The 16,009-nt window shown below is 70.4% G+C and carries 16 protein-coding genes and 1 tRNA gene; 5 read left to right on the forward strand and 12 right to left on the reverse strand.

The features are described from left to right. The first annotated feature begins 51 nt into the window (after positions 1-51). Positions 52-124: transfer RNA gene (locus ACLJQM_RS09225), tRNA-Ala, on the forward strand. A gap of 50 nt (positions 125-174) precedes the next feature. Here the strand turns inward: ACLJQM_RS09225 and ACLJQM_RS09230 are convergent. The 4 genes from ACLJQM_RS09230 to ACLJQM_RS09245 all read right to left on the reverse strand — a co-directional run bounded on the left by ACLJQM_RS09230 (position 175) and on the right by ACLJQM_RS09245 (position 4,081). After that, on the reverse strand, positions 175-1,512 hold the full coding sequence (locus ACLJQM_RS09230) for a hypothetical protein (protein ID WP_410630747.1): 1,338 nt from the start codon (positions 1,510-1,512) through the stop codon (positions 175-177). Beyond that, positions 1,506-2,060 carry a hypothetical protein gene (locus ACLJQM_RS09235; protein WP_410630748.1) on the reverse strand — a complete coding sequence of 185 codons (555 nt, stop codon included), beginning with the start codon at positions 2,058-2,060 and terminating at the stop codon, positions 1,506-1,508. The genes ACLJQM_RS09230 and ACLJQM_RS09235 overlap by 7 nt, the downstream gene beginning before the upstream one ends. Continuing rightward, positions 2,057-3,001, reverse strand: coding sequence for a ParA family protein (locus ACLJQM_RS09240; RefSeq protein WP_410630749.1), 945 nt, complete (start codon positions 2,999-3,001; stop codon positions 2,057-2,059). The genes ACLJQM_RS09235 and ACLJQM_RS09240 overlap by 4 nt, the downstream gene beginning before the upstream one ends. A gap of 108 nt (positions 3,002-3,109) precedes the next feature. After that, complete coding sequence (locus tag ACLJQM_RS09245) at positions 3,110-4,081, reverse strand: LuxR C-terminal-related transcriptional regulator (protein ID WP_410630750.1); 972 nt, start codon at positions 4,079-4,081, stop codon at positions 3,110-3,112. A gap of 123 nt (positions 4,082-4,204) precedes the next feature. On the opposite strand from ACLJQM_RS09245, the gene ACLJQM_RS09250 reads away from it, so the two are divergent. Continuing rightward, positions 4,205-4,534, forward strand: a complete 330-nt coding sequence (locus tag ACLJQM_RS09250) for a hypothetical protein (RefSeq protein WP_410630752.1) — start codon at positions 4,205-4,207, stop codon at positions 4,532-4,534. Positions 4,535-4,590: 56 nt separating this feature from the next. Here ACLJQM_RS09250 and ACLJQM_RS09255 read toward each other — a convergent pair whose 3' ends face one another. Together ACLJQM_RS09255 and ACLJQM_RS09260 are read right to left on the reverse strand one after the other, a co-directional pair. After that, positions 4,591-5,532: an alpha/beta hydrolase gene (locus tag ACLJQM_RS09255; protein ID WP_410630753.1), complete on the reverse strand. Its 942-nt coding sequence runs from the start codon at positions 5,530-5,532 to the stop codon at positions 4,591-4,593. Between the two features lie 54 nt (positions 5,533-5,586). Then, positions 5,587-6,888 (reverse strand): cytochrome P450, encoded by a 1,302-nt coding sequence (locus ACLJQM_RS09260; protein ID WP_410630754.1) that lies wholly within the window; start codon positions 6,886-6,888, stop codon positions 5,587-5,589. Positions 6,889-7,066: 178 nt separating this feature from the next. On the opposite strand from ACLJQM_RS09260, the gene ACLJQM_RS09265 reads away from it, so the two are divergent. Then, positions 7,067-7,885 (forward strand): SAM-dependent methyltransferase, encoded by an 819-nt coding sequence (locus tag ACLJQM_RS09265; RefSeq protein ID WP_410630819.1) that lies wholly within the window; start codon positions 7,067-7,069, stop codon positions 7,883-7,885. A gap of 13 nt (positions 7,886-7,898) precedes the next feature. Next, the gene (locus tag ACLJQM_RS09270) at positions 7,899-10,022 is read left to right on the forward strand and encodes a putative bifunctional diguanylate cyclase/phosphodiesterase (RefSeq protein ID WP_360777223.1); all 2,124 of its coding nucleotides are present in this window, start codon (positions 7,899-7,901) and stop codon (positions 10,020-10,022) included. Here the strand turns inward: ACLJQM_RS09270 and ACLJQM_RS09275 are convergent. The 6 genes from ACLJQM_RS09275 to sigJ form a co-directional block, all read right to left on the reverse strand. Further along, positions 9,965-10,861, reverse strand: coding sequence for a DMT family transporter (locus ACLJQM_RS09275; RefSeq protein ID WP_410630820.1), 897 nt, complete (start codon positions 10,859-10,861; stop codon positions 9,965-9,967). The genes ACLJQM_RS09270 and ACLJQM_RS09275 overlap by 58 nt on opposite strands. A gap of 80 nt (positions 10,862-10,941) precedes the next feature. Next, positions 10,942-11,679 carry a Long-chain-fatty-acid--CoA ligase gene (locus ACLJQM_RS09280; RefSeq protein ID WP_410630755.1) on the reverse strand — a complete coding sequence of 246 codons (738 nt, stop codon included), beginning with the start codon at positions 11,677-11,679 and terminating at the stop codon, positions 10,942-10,944. A 53-nt stretch (positions 11,680-11,732) separates the two neighbouring features. After that, positions 11,733-12,452, reverse strand: coding sequence for a DUF2786 domain-containing protein (locus tag ACLJQM_RS09285; RefSeq protein ID WP_247018234.1), 720 nt, complete (start codon positions 12,450-12,452; stop codon positions 11,733-11,735). A gap of 182 nt (positions 12,453-12,634) precedes the next feature. Next, the gene (locus ACLJQM_RS09290; RefSeq protein ID WP_247018236.1) at positions 12,635-13,192 is read right to left on the reverse strand and encodes a TetR/AcrR family transcriptional regulator; all 558 of its coding nucleotides are present in this window, start codon (positions 13,190-13,192) and stop codon (positions 12,635-12,637) included. Further along, positions 13,171-13,968 (reverse strand): SGNH/GDSL hydrolase family protein, encoded by a 798-nt coding sequence (locus ACLJQM_RS09295; protein ID WP_410630756.1) that lies wholly within the window; start codon positions 13,966-13,968, stop codon positions 13,171-13,173. The genes ACLJQM_RS09290 and ACLJQM_RS09295 overlap by 22 nt, the downstream gene beginning before the upstream one ends. 110 nt (positions 13,969-14,078) lie before the next feature. Further along, complete coding sequence (gene sigJ, locus ACLJQM_RS09300; RefSeq protein ID WP_410630757.1) at positions 14,079-14,933, reverse strand: RNA polymerase sigma factor SigJ; 855 nt, start codon at positions 14,931-14,933, stop codon at positions 14,079-14,081. A gap of 97 nt (positions 14,934-15,030) precedes the next feature. Between sigJ and ACLJQM_RS09305 the strand changes: the two genes are divergently transcribed. After that, complete coding sequence (locus tag ACLJQM_RS09305) at positions 15,031-16,008, forward strand: NAD(P)H-dependent oxidoreductase (protein ID WP_410630758.1); 978 nt, start codon at positions 15,031-15,033, stop codon at positions 16,006-16,008. Position 16,009: the final 1 nt, after the last annotated feature.

Consider the following 16,009-nt stretch of genomic DNA (forward strand, 5'->3'; position numbering starts at 1 on the left):
CCCTGCGTGGGGTGCTCGTGGGGCACTGCTAAGCTCTACGAGCACAACCAAGGGGCTGTAGCGCAGTTGGTAGCGCGTCTCGTTCGCATCGAGAAGGTCAGGGGTTCGATTCCCCTCAGCTCCACAATCTGAAAGGCCCGCACCTCATAGGTGCGGGCCTTTTTGTGTGCGACTTCAGGTCGGGTCGCGGTACTGGTGCAGCAGCTTCGCGAAGTTTCTGAGCTTCTTGATCGCGTCTTCGGAGACCGGGTCCGGGTGGAAGTGCATCACCTTGTTGCGGATCAGGCGGATCTTCTCCAAACGGGACGTGAAGGTCTGGCGGTCCAAGGGCCAGCCCAGTTTCTGCCAGATCTCCTTGTTCTCCAGGATTCGCTGGTAGTCGCCGAACGCCAGGTCGTCGAAGCTCTTCACCGGTCTGCTGCAGTGGGGTTGGACCGCTGGGAGGTCGAGGCCGCGGCTCAGGATCCAGCGCAGTGTCTGGTCCAGTTCGCCCAGCAGGAAGTACGGCGTGGCCATTTCGCCGTAGCGGTGGGCCACGTCCGCGGTCGTGACGATGCCCTTGACCTCTTTGGTCTCGTTCAGGACGAACACGAACTCGTGCTGCTGCAACGTCGGGAGGACTTCGAACAGGTCGCGGTCGTAGGCGACCTGTTCGGCGGAGACGATCGCGTCGGCGACCGTGGCGGCCGGTTTCTGGTGCAGGGCTTGGGTGATCGAACGCCAGGTGACCGCGCCGCGGGCGTTGCGGGGGCCGCTGAGGACCGCCAGTTGGGAATAGTCGTTGAGGAGCATCTTCGTGATCGCTTCGTCCAGCCCGCTGTTCGGGCCGACCGAGGCGACGCCGTCGAGCGGGGTCAGGTTTCCGACCGTCAGACGGACGTTGAGGTCGTCGCCGCCTTCGTCGTCCTCGGTGATCGGGACGTCCTCGACCTCGTCGGGTGGGGTGGTCAGCGAGACCACCGTGTCGAGCGTGACCGCGCGGAAGCTCGGGGATGTCACCAAGCCGTGGTTGGCCAGGTCCGCTTCGATCCGGCTGACCTGGTCGCCGCGGTCCGTCGCGCCCCAGAGGGCCAGGAGGTCGCGGACGGAGATGCGTTCGGGGTCCTGTTCGTCGGCGCGGGCGCGCGCCTGGCGGAGGCGTTCGTGGACGCGCTGGCGGGGCGTGTCTTCGGGTTGGCGGTGGGCCGCGGAGATCGCCCTGTCGAGGAACTCCTGGCGTACCGAGTCCAGCAGGCGGTCCTGGTCGACCAGGACCCACGCGCGCCAGCCGTCGACCGCGCGCATGCCGGCCGCCACCATGGCGGCTCGGGAGGGTGATCGGAACTCCTCGCCGGAGGGCTCCAGGCGGATGCGGCCCTGGTCCGTCACCGTGGCCTCGAACGTGGCGCCGATGCGCTTGCGGCTGAACCTGAGCTTCGCGCCGGCTTGGACCAGGCCCGCGTCCAGCAGGTCCGAGACCATCACGCGCCGGCCGCCGATCAAGTGCATCGAGCGGCCGTCGGCCGTCACCACTTCCGCAGGCCGGCGAACTTGCGCCGGGCGCCGATGGCCTGCTTGAGCACTCTCTTCTCGAGCTCCTTCGGGTTCAGGCGGTCTACGCGCGTCAGCTGCAGCTCGGCCGCGACGGCCAGCAGACCCTCGCGGTCGAGGCGCTGCGCCTGCAGGTAGGCGGCGCCTTCTTCCTCGGTCTCGGTGTCCCGCAGGTGCGACGCGATGGCTGCCGCCGCTGGGTCCGGGCTCGTCGTGACGACAGGTGGTGCCTCGGAACGGACTTCTTCCGCCGGTTCGTTCGCGACGGGGCCGCCGAGGAGCGCCACGAGTCCGTCGCGCGTGAGCTTGCTGTACCCGCGCAAGCGGCGTTTCTTGGCCATCGCCTTGAGTTCCGCCACCGTCAGGCTTTCCAGTGGGGGCCGCTGGGCCTGTTCCGGCGGCGGCTGTGAGCCGGCGATGGCCAGCTGCACTTCGCCGTCGGCGATCGCCGCCAACGTCGATTCGTCCTGCTGGGCCAGAAACTCGAACACCCGTGCCTGCAAGGCGGCCAGCTGCTTCAGGTCGTTCACTGGCGGCCGCCGGGCAGGGAGAGCGCGCCGAGGACTTCGTCGGCCAGCTGGTCGAATTCGCGTACGACTTCGTCCCGGCCTGCCGTGCGCAGCATCGCCGGTACGCCGCTCTCGCCGGCGTCGCCGAAGTGGCGGGGGCTGTTGCGGATCCTGCTGTTCAGCACCGGAACCCGGGAGTTCAAGCGCACTTCCTCGATGTACGCGTGCTGGGCCAGCGTCACCTGCTGCGAGTAGATCTGCACCATGGTGAACACCACGCCCAGGATGCCGGGGTCGATCGGGCGGTGGCCCTGCGTGCCGCCGCGGTGGTTGACGAAGTCGTTGAACTGCGTCACCAGTTCGGCGCAGTTGCCCACCAGGTAGTCCAGGCCCAGCGTGGACAGGTAGTCCGCCTTGGCGGGCACGAGAACCTGTTCGCTGGCGACGATCGCGGTCTTGGTGACGATGCCGAAGTTCGGGGCGCAGTCGATCAGGACCAGGTCGTAGTCGGCGAAGTGCTCGTCGCGCAACGCGCGCCGCAGGCAGCCGTGCAGGTCGAGGAACTTGCGCTTCGACGTCTCGATGGTGGTCGCCCCGCCCAGCCGGGCCGCGAGTTCCAGGTCGATGTCGATGAGGCCGAGGTGCGACGAGATCAGGTCGAGGCGCCCGCCGGTGCCGTCGAGGACCTTGTTGACCCGCTCCGGGGTGACGACGAGACCGGCGAGCGGTGTGTCCCGGCCCGGCAACTCGTCCTCGTACCACTGCTTGATCGTGCGGTTGTTGTCCTTGAGCTGGTGGTGCCAGTCGTCGATCGAGTAGAACGAGAACGTGAGGTTGGTCTGCGGGTCGAGGTCGAGGAGGAGGACACGCAGCCCGCGACTGGCGGCCACCGCGCCGAGGTTCGCGGTCAGCGTCGTCTTCCCGACTCCGCCTTTGTAGTTCATGACCGCCACGACCCGCATGCGCACTCCCCGGTGGTCTCGTCCTGAGGGCCGTTTGTAGTACAGGCACGGCCGTACCGACGGGGAAGGCGACGAACTGTCCCTGAACTGTCCAGGATGTGGCAACAGTCAGCGGGCCAGGTGCTTGCGGACGTCGTCCGCCACCGCCGCGCGGCCCGGCATCGCGTACTTGGCCAGGATGTTGCGGACGTGGGTCTTCGCCGTGTGGAGGCTGATGCCCAGTTCGCGGGCGATTTCGTCGTTCGGCATGTTGCTGCTCAGCAGCACCGCCACACCTTGCTCGGCCGCGGTCAGCGATCTGAAACGTTCTTCGGGGCCGTTGTCGATGTCGAGCGTCAGCTCGACCAGGTCGGACTGGAGCTGCTGGCAATCCGTGACGATGCGCTGCAGGGCTTCGCGCAGCGAGCCGATGTCCTGGGCCGGCAACGCGTCCTGGGCCCGCTGGCGCACGTCCGCCACGCGGGAGGACAGGAACTCGACGATGTGGTCGGCCGTGACCAGCTGGGGTGCGTCGCCGGCGTCAGCGGGGAGGCGGCGGAGCGCGTCGAGGTCTTCGGCTTCCTTGGTCAGCACGCGGGCGACCAGGTCGGCGAGCCATTCGAAGGCGCGCACGGAGTTGTCGTCGAAGGTGTCCGGCTGGTAGCTCTGCATGGACATGATGCCGAACACCGTCGGCTCGCCGTCGCGGCCGCGACGGAACAGCGGGGTGGTGACCGCGTCGGCCGACGCGCGGCTGGTGTCGCCCGAAGCCACGCCGGCGTTGAGGGCGGCGCCGTTGTCGTACTGCATGCGGTACGTCTGGCGGTGCCGCAGGAGCCACGCGGCTTGCCCGTGCGGGCCGTAGATGTGGGACTGCGGGTCGGTGTACATGCCGCCGTCGTAGCCGTACGGGTAGCGGACGCGGTTCGCGCCGTGGAAGAAGCCGATGTAGAAGTGGTCCAAGGGCACGATCTTGCTCATCACCGCGCGCGCGTAGTCGTAGAGGCCGTAGTGGTCGGTGCGGTAGTTGGCGTCGATCTTGTGGAACGCCTCCCGCAGGATGAGGGTCGTCTCGGCGTCGACCCTCAGTCTCGCCGGCATTCGGGTGTCCTCCCGCGATGAGGTGGTGGGCGCGATTCGTCACTCCGCGAGCGATGGAGCCGGGGGTCGCCGTCTTGGGACGCTCGGTTTGCGGCGGGGAGCCGCGAAGAGAGAGGAGTTCCGATGGAAACCCATTGGCCCAGCTTGCTGTCGCGGGTGGTCGTCGCGACGATCGGTCTGGCGGCTATGGCCGTGGTGACCGCGGGGCCGGCCGACGCGGCGGTCATCGGCGGTGTCGACATGCAGCGGGCCTGCACCGTCCAGAACCCGGGGATGGGCCTGGCCGCGGTGGTCGCCGACGCGCACAACGCCTACAGCTGGCGCTGCCGGGCGCCCTGGGGCTACCAGGTCGGCATCAACGTCAACGCCGCTTGCACCGACCAGTACGGCGGCGGTGCCTACGCGACGGTGCTGAACGCCGCCGATCCGTACTCGTGGCGGTGCAACCGCTGAGCGGCCGCGGGCGGGTTGGGCGACTTCGGAGTCGCCCAACCCGCCCGCCGACGTCGTCATGACAGCGTCTTCAGCCAGCTCGTCACCACACCGAAGTACGTCGGGGCGTTGGGGGCGTAGTTGATCGCGTGGCCGTAGCCGTTCAGGATGTACGTCTGCAGGGGGCCGCCGAAGTAGGGGGCTTCCGATGCTCTCAGCGCTTCCGGGGATGTGCAGTCGCTGCCCAGGGTTCCGCAGAAGTGGGGGTCGTTGCCCACCACCAGCAGCACCGGGACCGTGATCTGCTGTGAAGCCGGTGTCACCACCGTCGTCAGCGTCAGGCTGTCCACCGCCTCCGTCGTCGCGAACACGTCCTTTGTGGACTCGTCGTACGCGATCGCCGCCGGGTCGAGGGGGCCTGGGGTGTGGAAGGCCGTGTAGCGGGTGCCGGGGCTCGTCGTCAGGTAGGCCGCGTCGCGGCCCGGGACCGCCGGGTCCAATGGGGCCGGGATCATGTTGGCCAGCACCGGGACCACCGTGATCAGGTTCATCCGGTGGGTCATTCCCGTCACCAGGACGCCGTCCACGTCGTGGTAGCGGCCGGCCTCGATCATGGCCATCGCCGAGCCGATCGAGTGGCCGCCGATGATCACCTTCGGGAAGCGGGGGCGCACCGACTGGATCACCTGGTGGGCCGCCGTTGCCTGGACCGTCGCGCTCAGGAGGGCGCTCAGGGGCTTCGAACTCGCTCCCGTGCCCAGGCGGTCCAGAGCCAGGGTCGCGACGCTCGCGTTGTTCATCGCCAGGCGGAACGAACGGGTCTGCGGGGTGTAGCCGATGTCCCAATAGGACGCGTTGTACGTACCGCCCGGGATCAGGACCACCACCGTCGTCGCGCCCGGTGGGGTGCACAGGCGGCCGTGCATCGTCTGGGGGAGGAGGGCCACCGTCACCGGGACGTTCAGGTCCTCGCACGTCGTCGTGGCCGCTCGGGCGGGGGCCGGGAGAAGAGTCATCATCAGGAAAACCGCAGCACAAACACGTAAGCGGAGCACGGGGGGTACGACCTCCAGCTAGTGACGGGGGACAGCCGTCATCGGCAGGCTGTCCGGGTAGGCGGCCGAGGTGAACTTGACGCGCACGGGGTGGTTCGGGAGCGGGACCAGCCGCCAGTGCGCGGCCACCGTGGCCACCGTGATGACGATTTCGTTCTGGGCGAAGCGGTTTCCGATGCACTGGCGATTGCCCGCGCCGAACGGGATGAACGCGCCCTTCGGCAGTTCGGCGGTGCGTTCCGGGGCCCAGCGGCCGGGGTCGAAGCGGGCCGGGTCGGGGAACGACGCCGGGTCGTGGTGCAGGGCGTGGGGGCTGACGATCACCTCGGCGCCTTCCGGGAGCCGGACGTCGCCGAGGTCGACCTCCTCGAGGGTGCGGCGCATCAGCATCCACAGCGGGTACAGGCGCAGCACCTCGTCGACCACCTGGCGGAGGTAGGTCAGCTGCCCGAGGTTCTCGGCGGTCACCGGTCGGCCGCCCAGCACCTCGTCGAGCTCCGCGTGCACCCGCGCCTCCACTTCGGGGTGCCTGCCGAGCTCGTGGAACGTCCAGGCCAGCGCCAGCGCACTCGTCTCGATGCCCGCGGTGAGCAGCGTGAGCACCTCGTCCCGCGCCTGCTCGTCGGTCATGCCGGCCAGCAGCAACGTCGACAGCAGGTCGCCGTGGTCGGTGCCCTCGGTCCGCCACTCGCGGATCACCGCCAGCACGATCGCCTGCATCCGCGTGATCGCTTCGTCGAACCGGCGGTTCCCGGGAACCGGCAGCTTTTCGACGAACTTCGGCGACAACGCGCGAATCATTCCCTGCTGGATGATCAGGTAAATGGATCTCCGCGCCTCGGCGATCGCCTCTTTTCCCAGTTCCGTGGAGAACAGCGCCTCGCCGACGATCGTCACCGCGACGCGCTGCATGTCCTCGTCGATCTTCCGGACTTCGCCGGCCCGCCAGGAATCGGCGAGATCGGCCGCCGCGCGCCGCATGATCTCCGTGTAGGCGATCAAGCGGTTGCGGTGGAACGCCGGCTGCATCAGCCGTCGCTGGTGCCGGTGGAAGTCACCGTTCGAAAGCACCAAGCCATTTCCGACGAACGGCCGGAACTTGTCGAACATGGCGCCCTTGCGGAACTTCGGACCGGCCGTGACCAGCACTTCGTGTGCCAGCCGCGGGCTTGTGACGAAGTAGGTGGGGGCCGGACCGAGGTAGAGTTTCACGATCTCGCCGTGCTCGTGCAATGAACTGGTGAATGCGAAGCGTTGCCTCAGCAGTGCCGGGGTGTGCCCGAGAAAAGGCCACCGGCCCGGGGCGACCGGGACGGTCATGTGGACTCCTCGTTGCGCCATTGTGTGGATTTCCCAAGGAGACGGCCTACGGTAGGCGCGTCCGGTCGAACGGTACAGTGCCCGATCGGGTGGCGCGGGCTCACGCATATGGCGCAGTGGACGAATCCGCAGAAATCGCTAAGCTCTTTCCGGCCGACAGACTGAGAAGGTGTTCTTCGTGACCCGATCACCGGAATGGGTACCGCCGGGTGTCGATATCTCCGTGCCGAGCATGGCGCGCACGTACGACTTCATGTTGGGCGGCGGGCACCACTTCGCCGTCGATCGCGCGGTGGGCGAGCAGATCGAACGCGCGATGCCCGGCCTGCGGGACGCCGCGCGCGTGAACCGCGCGTTCCTCGGGCGCGCGGTGCGGTTCATGACGGCGCAAGGGATCCGGCAGTTCCTCGACATCGGCTCGGGGATCCCGACCGTGGCGAACGTGCACGAAGTCGCGCAGGCGCAGGACCCGGACTGCCGCGTGGTGTACGTCGACCGCGACCCGGTGGCGGTCGCGCACAGCGAATTGATGCTCGTCGGCAACGATCGTGCAGCGATAGTACACGCAGACATGCGAGATCTGGAGAAAATTTTCGATGCGCCACAGGTGCGTGCTCTGCTCGATTTCGAAAAACCGATCGGGCTGCTGATGCTCTTGATGCTGCACTGGGTTCCCGACGAATCCGGCCCGCTCGAACTCCTCGCGCGCTACGGCGCGGTGCTCGCGCCCGGCAGTTTTCTCGCCATCACCCACGTCACCGGTGATCACCAGGGCGAAAACCTCGGAGAGGCGACGGAGGCGATCAAGGAAAGCCAGAGTCCCGATCAAGTGAACCTGCGGACGCACGCCGAAGTCTCCGAGCTCTTCGCGGGTTTCGAAATCGTCGAACCCGGATTGGTCGGCTGCGGGGAATGGCGGCCGGCCGGGCCGGCGGACATCTCCGCCGCCGCCGAGATGAACATGCTGGTCTACGCCGGAATCGGCCGGAAGAACTGATCGGACGCGTTCCATGCCGATGCTCGACTCCCAGCCGGACCGGCCCGCGGTTCCCGACCCGGACCGCGGGCGGTCCCTGCTCGCCCGGAAATGGGCGTACCTGCTCAGCGGCGTCACCGTCGTTTCGCTGAGCCGCGAAGAACTCGACGCCGAGCTGCGCGGCGTGCTCGGCACGTTGTGCGACTGCCTGCGCGCCACGACCGCGGACACCGCGCCCGCCGAGCGGATCGGCGGGCGGCTGGTCGGCCTCGGCTACGTCGGCGAGCCCGGGCTGCGGTGCACGCTCGACGTCCTCGCGAAGGGCCTGCCCGGCCTGCCCGAACTCCAGGCGGTGGACCGCTTGGCCGAACGGATCGCGCTGACGCTGGGCGCGCTCTCGTGCGGGTTCCTGCTCGCGCACGAGCGCAGCGTCCTCGACCAGCAGGAGATCATGCACCTCTCGCTGCTCAAGGCGGTGCGGGACGCCCAGTGGCACCTCAAGGAAAGCGAAAGGCGCTTCGAAGAGGTGGTGACGTCGTCGGCGAGCGGCATCGCGCTGGTCGCCCTGGACGGCCGGATCGTGCGTGCGAACGCGGCGCTGGCCGAGATGCTCGGGCACCAGCCCGGCGAGCTGACCGGGTCCGTGCTGTACGACGTCGTCCACCCCGAAACCGTCGGCGTCCTGCGCGAGGCGATGGTGGCGCTGCTCGAGAGCGGCAAGGAGCGGGTCCGGCAGTCGCAACGGCTGCTGCGCAAGGACGGCGACGTCGCCCGCATCTCGCTCACCGCGTCCCTGCTGCGCGACGCCGAGGACCGGCCGGGGCACTTCGTCGTCGTGGTCGAGGACGGCACCGAACTGATGCTGCTGCAAGGGGAACTGAGCCGCCAGGCCCTCCACGACGTCCTCACCGGGCTGCCGAACCGGCAGTACTTCGGCACCCACCTGGAGACGGCGCTTCGGCGCGCCGACCCGGTGTACGGCGTGACGCTGTTCCACGTCGACCTCGACGCGTTCGGGATGGTCTGCAACAGCCTCGGCCGCCGGATCGGCGAGCAGCTGCTGATGCACTTCGCGCAGCGGCTGAAGGCGGTGATGGCCGGGGAGAACGCGATGATCGCGCGGTTCCACAGCGACGAGTTCGGCATCCTGGTCGAGAACACGGCGACGACACCGGACATCGGCACGATCGTGCGCGCCATCAACGACGAGCTCGCCGAGCCGTTCTTCGTCGACGGGCACGGGCTCGCGCTGTCGGCCAGCGCGGGCGTGGTGCACCGGCCGTCGAAGGGCATCGACCCGGTGGAGCTGCTGCGAGCGGCGGACCAGACGCTCCGGCGGGCCAAGGCGCGGCGGCGCGGCCAGTGGAAGATGTTCGACCGGGAGGCCGACGCCGAAGACCGGCGGACGCAGAAGCTGGCCGTCGGCATGGCCGGGGCCTGGGAGCACGGCGAGATCAGCGTCCGGTACCGGCCGATGGCGCGGCTGGCCGACGGCGGGGTGGCCGGCGTCGAGGCCCGCCTGCACTGGGACCGGCCGGCGGAACCGGTGCCGGCGCACGAACAGTGCGCGGAGCTCGCCGAGTCGACCGGGCTGGTGCTGCCGCTCGGCGACTGGATGCTGCACGCGGCGGGCCGCCAGGGCGAGTGGTGGCGGCAGCGCGCGGGGTTCGGGCTGCCGATGGTCGCCGGCCTGACCGGGCACCAGGTGTCGGACGACGCGCTCGGCACGCGCGTGACGCGGCTGCTGGCCGACACCGGCCTGCCGCCGGAGCAGCTGATGCTCGGCGTGCCGGTGGGCGCGCTGCCGGTGTCGGGGGTGATCGAGAACGTCACCGCGCTCGCCGACCTCGGCGTGCACGTGATGCTCGACGACTTCGGGCTCGGGCCCGACGACCTGCGGGCCGTGCAGGACCTGCCGGTCGACATCGTGCGCGTCGACCGGCGGCTCGCCGAATGGCAGGCGTGGTCGGACTCGACGTTCCTCGGCGCGCTGGTGCCGCTGGTCCGCCAGGTCGGCGCGACGCTCGTCGTCGACGGCATCCACACCGAGGACCAGGCGAGCTGGTGGCACTCGGCCGGCGCCGAGCTGGCGACGGGCGACTACTTCGGGGTCGCCGAACCGGCCGCCGAGCTCGCCGGGCAGTTCGCCGGCACCTGAGCCCGCCACCGGGTGAGGCCGACGGCGAAGAGGACGATCACCATGCCACCGACCACCCGTGGGGTCAGCGGTTCGCCGAGGAAGAGCGTGCCGAGGCCGATCGACACGACCGGGAGCAGGTAGCCGACCGTGGCGGCGGCGGTCGGGCCTTCGTCCGCGATCACGCGGTAGTTGAGGTAGAACGTGATCCCGGTGCCGAAGACGCCGAGGATCGTGACCGCGGCGAGCGCCGTGAGGTTCACCTCCGGCGCGGTCCCGGCGACCGGCAGGGCGAGCGCCGTCAACGCGGTGGCCGTCGTCAGCTGGGCGGCCGAGAGCGCGAGCGGGGCGCCGTTCGGCGGGAGTTTCCGTGCCATGTAAGCGAACGCGATCGCGTAGCTGAGGCCGGCCGCGAGCAGGGCGAGGGCGCCCGTGCTCAGCAGGCCCTCCTGGTCCCACGGCGCGAAGATCACCACGACGCCGGCGAAACCCAGGGCCAGCCCGAGCAGGCGCGCCGGGCCGAGCCGTCGTTCCGTGCCCAGCGCGACGCCGATCAGGAGCGACCACAACGGGGTCGTGGCGTTCATGACCCCGGCGACGCCGGAGTCCACCGTGCGTTCCCCGATGCCGAACAGCGCGAACGGCAGCGCGTTGCAGAAGAAGGCGGCGACGATCAGCCGTCCCCACGTGCCGCGGTCGCGCGGAAGCCGCTGGCGGGCCGCGAAAGCCAGCACCAGCAGCGTCAGCGCGCCGAGCGCGCAGCGGATCAACGTGAGGTGGACGGGGCTCAACCCGGTCAACGCCAGCTTGATCCAGAGGAACCCCGAGCCCCACAGCAGAGCCAGTACCGCGATGCGCATCCAACCAGTCACGTGCTCCACGGTGCCGAAGCGGAACCGTCAGGACAAGTGAAAAGTCCTGGACCAACCGTTAAGCAATGCTACATCGGGTGTTCCAGCCACACGTTCGGCTCGACGTACGTCGCCGTGTCGTGGGCGATCGATGCGAACACCGGGGCGATGCCGCCCGGGATGAAGTTCTCGCCCTCCTGGAGTTTCACGCCCGTCCAGGCGCGCCAGTCGGCCAGCGAGCCGGCCAGGGTGACCGCGAACGGGCAGACCTTCACCACGCGCGCGCCGAGGCGTTCGTGGGTGCGCAGCCAGCGGTCGGCGAGCAGGCCGTCGGGACGGCGCCGCGCCGCGTACTCCGGCATCGGGACGCCGGGTTCGGCCTCCTTGCCGATCGGGCGCACCGACACGATCAGCTTGCGCAGCCCCGTTTCCGCGGCCCTCACCTTCAACGCCTTGAGCATCGGCGCCGACAGGCCGGTGCCGCGCAGGTGCGGGGCGATCACGACTTCCAGCGCGCACAACGCGTTCGGCTCGCGGCCGTCCAGCACGTCCTGGGCGGCCCACTCGATCGCCTGGTCCCAGCCGTGGTCCGGCAGCTCCGTGCGGTCCGGGGCCGGGTAGGCCAAGGGGACCGAAAGGGCGCGGGCCATCGGCGTGCCGTCGTCGTCCAACGCGATCAGGAAGTACCGCGGCCACAGGCGCAGGAACCGCTCGCCGGTGATCATCCGGCCGCTCGCGCCCTGGTAGATGAACTGGCCGCCGACGTCGCCGAGGTTCAGGGCGGCGTCGAGCAGGTCGGGGTGCTCGGCAAGATCGACAACGCGCATGGGCCCAGTGAAACGGAAAGATCACCGCCGGGATAGCGGCATCCGGGCGACGGTCAGCGCAACGCCTTCTGCCGCCGGGTCAACGCCGACGGGTCGAGGTTCGCCTTCGTGCCGGCGTCGTGGCCGTCGAGGTAGCCGCTGCCGGACAGCCGCCGGGGCGCGGCCGAGCGCAGGTCGCCGTACTGGGAGTCGAACGCGTGCTGCACCATCTGCGCGCGGTCGCGGACGACCAGCTCCGCCGACCGCTCGCCGGGGACCGCCGTGCGGACGGCTTCCGATTCGGCGTGGGTGAGCCGCTCGTGGACCGCGCGCGCGAAGCCGTGCAGCCACGTGCGGCGGTAGGCGGCCAGCGACTCGCCGGGGAAGAAGCCGTCCGGCCGGACGCGGGTGAGCTGGGTGCTCGCCTGCAGCAGGAGGCTGGTGAACAGCAGCTCCACGCGGCCGAGGTCGGAGTGGTAGCCGAACACCGTGACGCTCTCGACCTTCTGGCCGTAGCGGTGCAGCAGCGTCCGGCAGCGCAGCGGGTACGCGACCGAGGTGAGCAGGCTCGCCTTGTCCCGGCTGTACGGGTCGTTCATCGGGATCTTGAGCGTGCCGATCTCGTCGGCGGTGGCACCGGACGCGGCGAGCATCGCCTGGTCGATCCCGTACCGCGCGACCAGCTCGGCGGCCTTCCGGTTGTACGCCTCGGCTTCCGCCTCGGTGACCGCCGGGTCCTCGGCCTTCGCCAGCAGCTTGCGGATGCGCTCGAGCTGCGGGTCTGACTCGGTCATGGTGGGAGGGTATTCGATCAGGTGTTCGGGCGCGTGCACCGGGTCACAGCGTGTCGCGGACCGCCCGGGATGGGGAGGCGGCGCAGCACCGCGCACGGTCGAGGGGCGCCGGGTCGACCGCGAACTCGGCCTCCGCTCGCTGCCGGCCGTGCTCGCCGTTCGGCAGGACCTCGGCGCGCTCCTCAGCCCAGGTAGGCGTCGAGCGTGACGGCCAGCGCCGCCTCCGGGGAGGGTGCGAAACTCGCCCCCGCCAGGCCGCCCCACAGCCACAGCTGGGCGAGGCCGTGCAGTGCCGCCCACAGCGACGCCGCCACCAGCCGCAGGTCGGCGCCCGAGCGCGCGACCGGTGTCGGGACCGCCGCCACCAGCACGGCGAACGTGTCGAACACCGCGCTCGCCGCCGCCGAGAGCGCCGGGTCGTCCGCGTCGACCAGGTCGCGGCGGAACATCAGCTCGAACATCGCCGGGTTGGTCAGCGCGAAGTCGAGGTAGCTGTGGCAGGCCGCGGTGAGCCGCTCGCGCGGGGAGTTCTCCGGCAGCGTCGCCCGGCGGGCGAGCAGGTCGGCGTACCCGCGGGTCGCGACGGCGGACAGCAGCTCGGCGCGGCCGGAGAAGTGCCGCAGCGGCGCGCCGTGCGAAACGCCGGCGGCCTTCGCGATCCCGCGCAGCGTCACCGCGTCGACGCCTTCGCCGGCCAGCAGCTCGGACGCGGTGTCGATCAGGCGTTGCCGGGTGCCCACGCTTCGTCCCTCGTCATGGGGAGCAGGTCCGGGCGCTTCGGCAGGAAGCCGTCGCCCGGCTGGCGGCCGATCAGCCGGTTGCGCGTGCGCGTCACGGCGACCGGCAGCACCTCGCGTAACAGCCAATGCAGGTCGGCACGCCAGTTTCCCGCGGCCGCGGTGCCCGGCAGCGGCGCCAGCCAGCCGGGGTCGTACTCGAGCCCGAGCCGGCCGAGGACGTACGCGGCGAGCCGGCGGTGCCCGAGCTCGGACAGGTGCAGCCGGTCGGCGCCGAAGTAGCGGGAGTCGGTGACGGCCTGGTCCGGCCACAGGTCGATGAGCAGCGCGCCGTAACTGACGGCGGCTTCGCGGATGGCCTCGTTGAGCGCGACGATCCGCGGCCGCATCCGCTGCCCGAGCGGCATCCGGGTGGAGATGTCGCTGAGGGTGAACGTGACGACGGTGGGCGAGATTTCGGTGCACGCGCGGATCGCGGCGTCGACGCGGCGGGCGACCGTGCGCGCGTCCCAGCCCCGGCTCATCACGTCGTTGCCGCCGCCGAAGAGCGCGATCAGGTCCGGCTCGAGCCGCGTCGCGGCCGGGACCTGCTCGGGCACGATCTGGTCGAGCCGCCGTCCGCGCACGGCGAGGTTGGCGTAGCGGAAGTCCGGCTCGCCCGCCGCCAGCCGGGCGGCGACGAAGTCGGCCCAGCCGCGGTAGTGGTCCCGCCCGGGGTACGGGTCGTCGAGACCTTCGGCGCAGCTGTCGCCGAGGACGACGAAACGGTGGTGGCTCATCCCGATCTCCGTAACCCGTGGTTCACCTTGTGGACACTGTCTATCAAACTTCTGTAGACGGTGTCTACTTCGGGTCCGGACGCGCCCGCAACACCGGCGCGGGGAGCGTGTCAGCGAGACGTGGTCCAGGGCCGGAGCTTCTCCGGGTTGCGCATCGCCCAGATGCGCGTGATCCGGCCGTCGGCGACGTCGAACGCGTACACGGCCGCGAGGTCGTCGCCGCGCTGGAGGAGCAGGCCCGGGAGGCCGTTGACCGCGCGCTCCACGAGCGTCAGGCCGCCCGCGGCGAGCGCCGCCACGTACCGCGCGACCGGCTCGCCGCCTTCGATCGGGGTCAGCGCGGCGCGGACCACGCCGCCGCCGTCCGCCGTCAAGGTCGCGGCCGGGTCGAGGAGGGCGACCAAGGCGTCGATGTCGCCCGCTTCCCACGCCTGCTTGAAGTCCCTGATCACCTCGGCGTGCCCGGTGGCGGTGGTCGCGGGGCGAGCCGCGCGGACGCGGCGGCGGGCCGACGAGGCCAGTTCGCGGCACGCCGCCGGTGTGCGGCCGGTGATCGCCGCGACCTCGGTGAACGCGTACCCGAAGACGTCGTGGAGGACGAGCGCGACCCGCTGGGCCGGGGTCATCGCTTCGAGCGTCACGAGGAAGGCCATGGTGACCGACTCGTCGAGGGTGATCCGGTCGGCGACCGAGTCGGCCTGGTCCGGCACGGGCTCAGGCAGCCACTCGCCCACGTACCGTTCGCGCCGGGCACGCGCGGAACCCAGCACGTCCAGGCAGATCCGGCCGGCGACCGTCGTCAGCCACGCGCCGGGCGAGGAGATCGCGTCGCGCCGGGCCGGCGAGAGCGCGTACCAGCGGACGTAGGTCTCCTGCACCGCGTCCTCGGCTTCGGCCAGGGAGCCGAGCAGCCGGTAGGCGAGGTTGAGCAGGTGACGGCGTTCGCCGTCGACGGGTGTCGTCATGTCCCCTCCGACGACGCAGCTCCTTCGAACGTCAGCCTGACATCCCGCCGCCCTGCTTCGTCGTACCCCTCGAAGCCGAACCGAACAGGGGAAAACGATGATCGAGATCGGAATCGTGCTGGGCAGCACCCGGCCCGGCCGCGTGGGGGACCAGGTGGCCCGGTGGGTCCACGAGCGGGCGAGCCGGCGCACCGACGCCCGGTTCACGCTGATCGACCTGCGCGACCACCCGCTGCCCCACCTCGAGCAGCCGCCCGGATTCTCGGGGCAGTACTCCGACGAACGCACCCGGGCCTGGGCCGCGACCGTCGCCGCGTGCGACGGGTTCGTGCTGGTCACGCCGGAGTACAACCACTCCGTTCCCGGCGTGCTCAAGAACGCCATGGACGTCGTGCACCTCGAGTGGAACACCAAGGCCGCCGGGTTCGTCTCCTACGGCGGCGTCGGCGGGGCCCGGTCGGTCGAGCAGCTGCGGCTGGTCTGCGGGGCCCTGCAGCTGGCGGACGTGGCCCCGCAGGTCACGCTGCCGCTGGCGACCGAGTTCGCGGACCGCGCCACCTTCGCGCCGGGCGAGCACCAGCTCACCGCGCTGGACACGGTGCTCGACCACGTCGTCGCCTGGAGCACCGCGCTCGCCCCGCTGCGGCGCGGGGACGCCGAGGCCGCGATCCGTGGCCGCATCGACGCGATGATCGACGGCCTCCGGAGCAAGGACCTCGAAGCGCTGCGGCGGAGCTACGCCGCGGACGTCGTGTCGTTCGACGTCGAGCCGCCGCTGCAGCACGTGGGCGTCGACGCGAAGCTGAAGAACTGGGCGAAGGTGTTCACGATCTTCGAGGAGGTGGACTACGAACTGCGCGACCTGACCGTCGCGGTGAGCGGAGACCTCGCCGTCGGGCACGGCTTCGGCCGGGTCAGCGGGACGCTGAAGAACGGCGTCACCACCGAGGGCATGTGGGTCCGGGCCACGTTCGTCTTCCGGGACACCGGCGACGGCTGGGTGATCGGCCACGACCAGGCGTCCGTGCCGTTTGACGTGGCGACCGGGCGCGGCCTGACCGACCTGGAACCCTGAC

The sequence above is a fragment of the Amycolatopsis sp. cmx-4-83 genome (assembly GCF_046548815.1).
Lineage (GTDB): Bacteria > Actinomycetota > Actinomycetes > Mycobacteriales > Pseudonocardiaceae > Amycolatopsis > Amycolatopsis pretoriensis_A.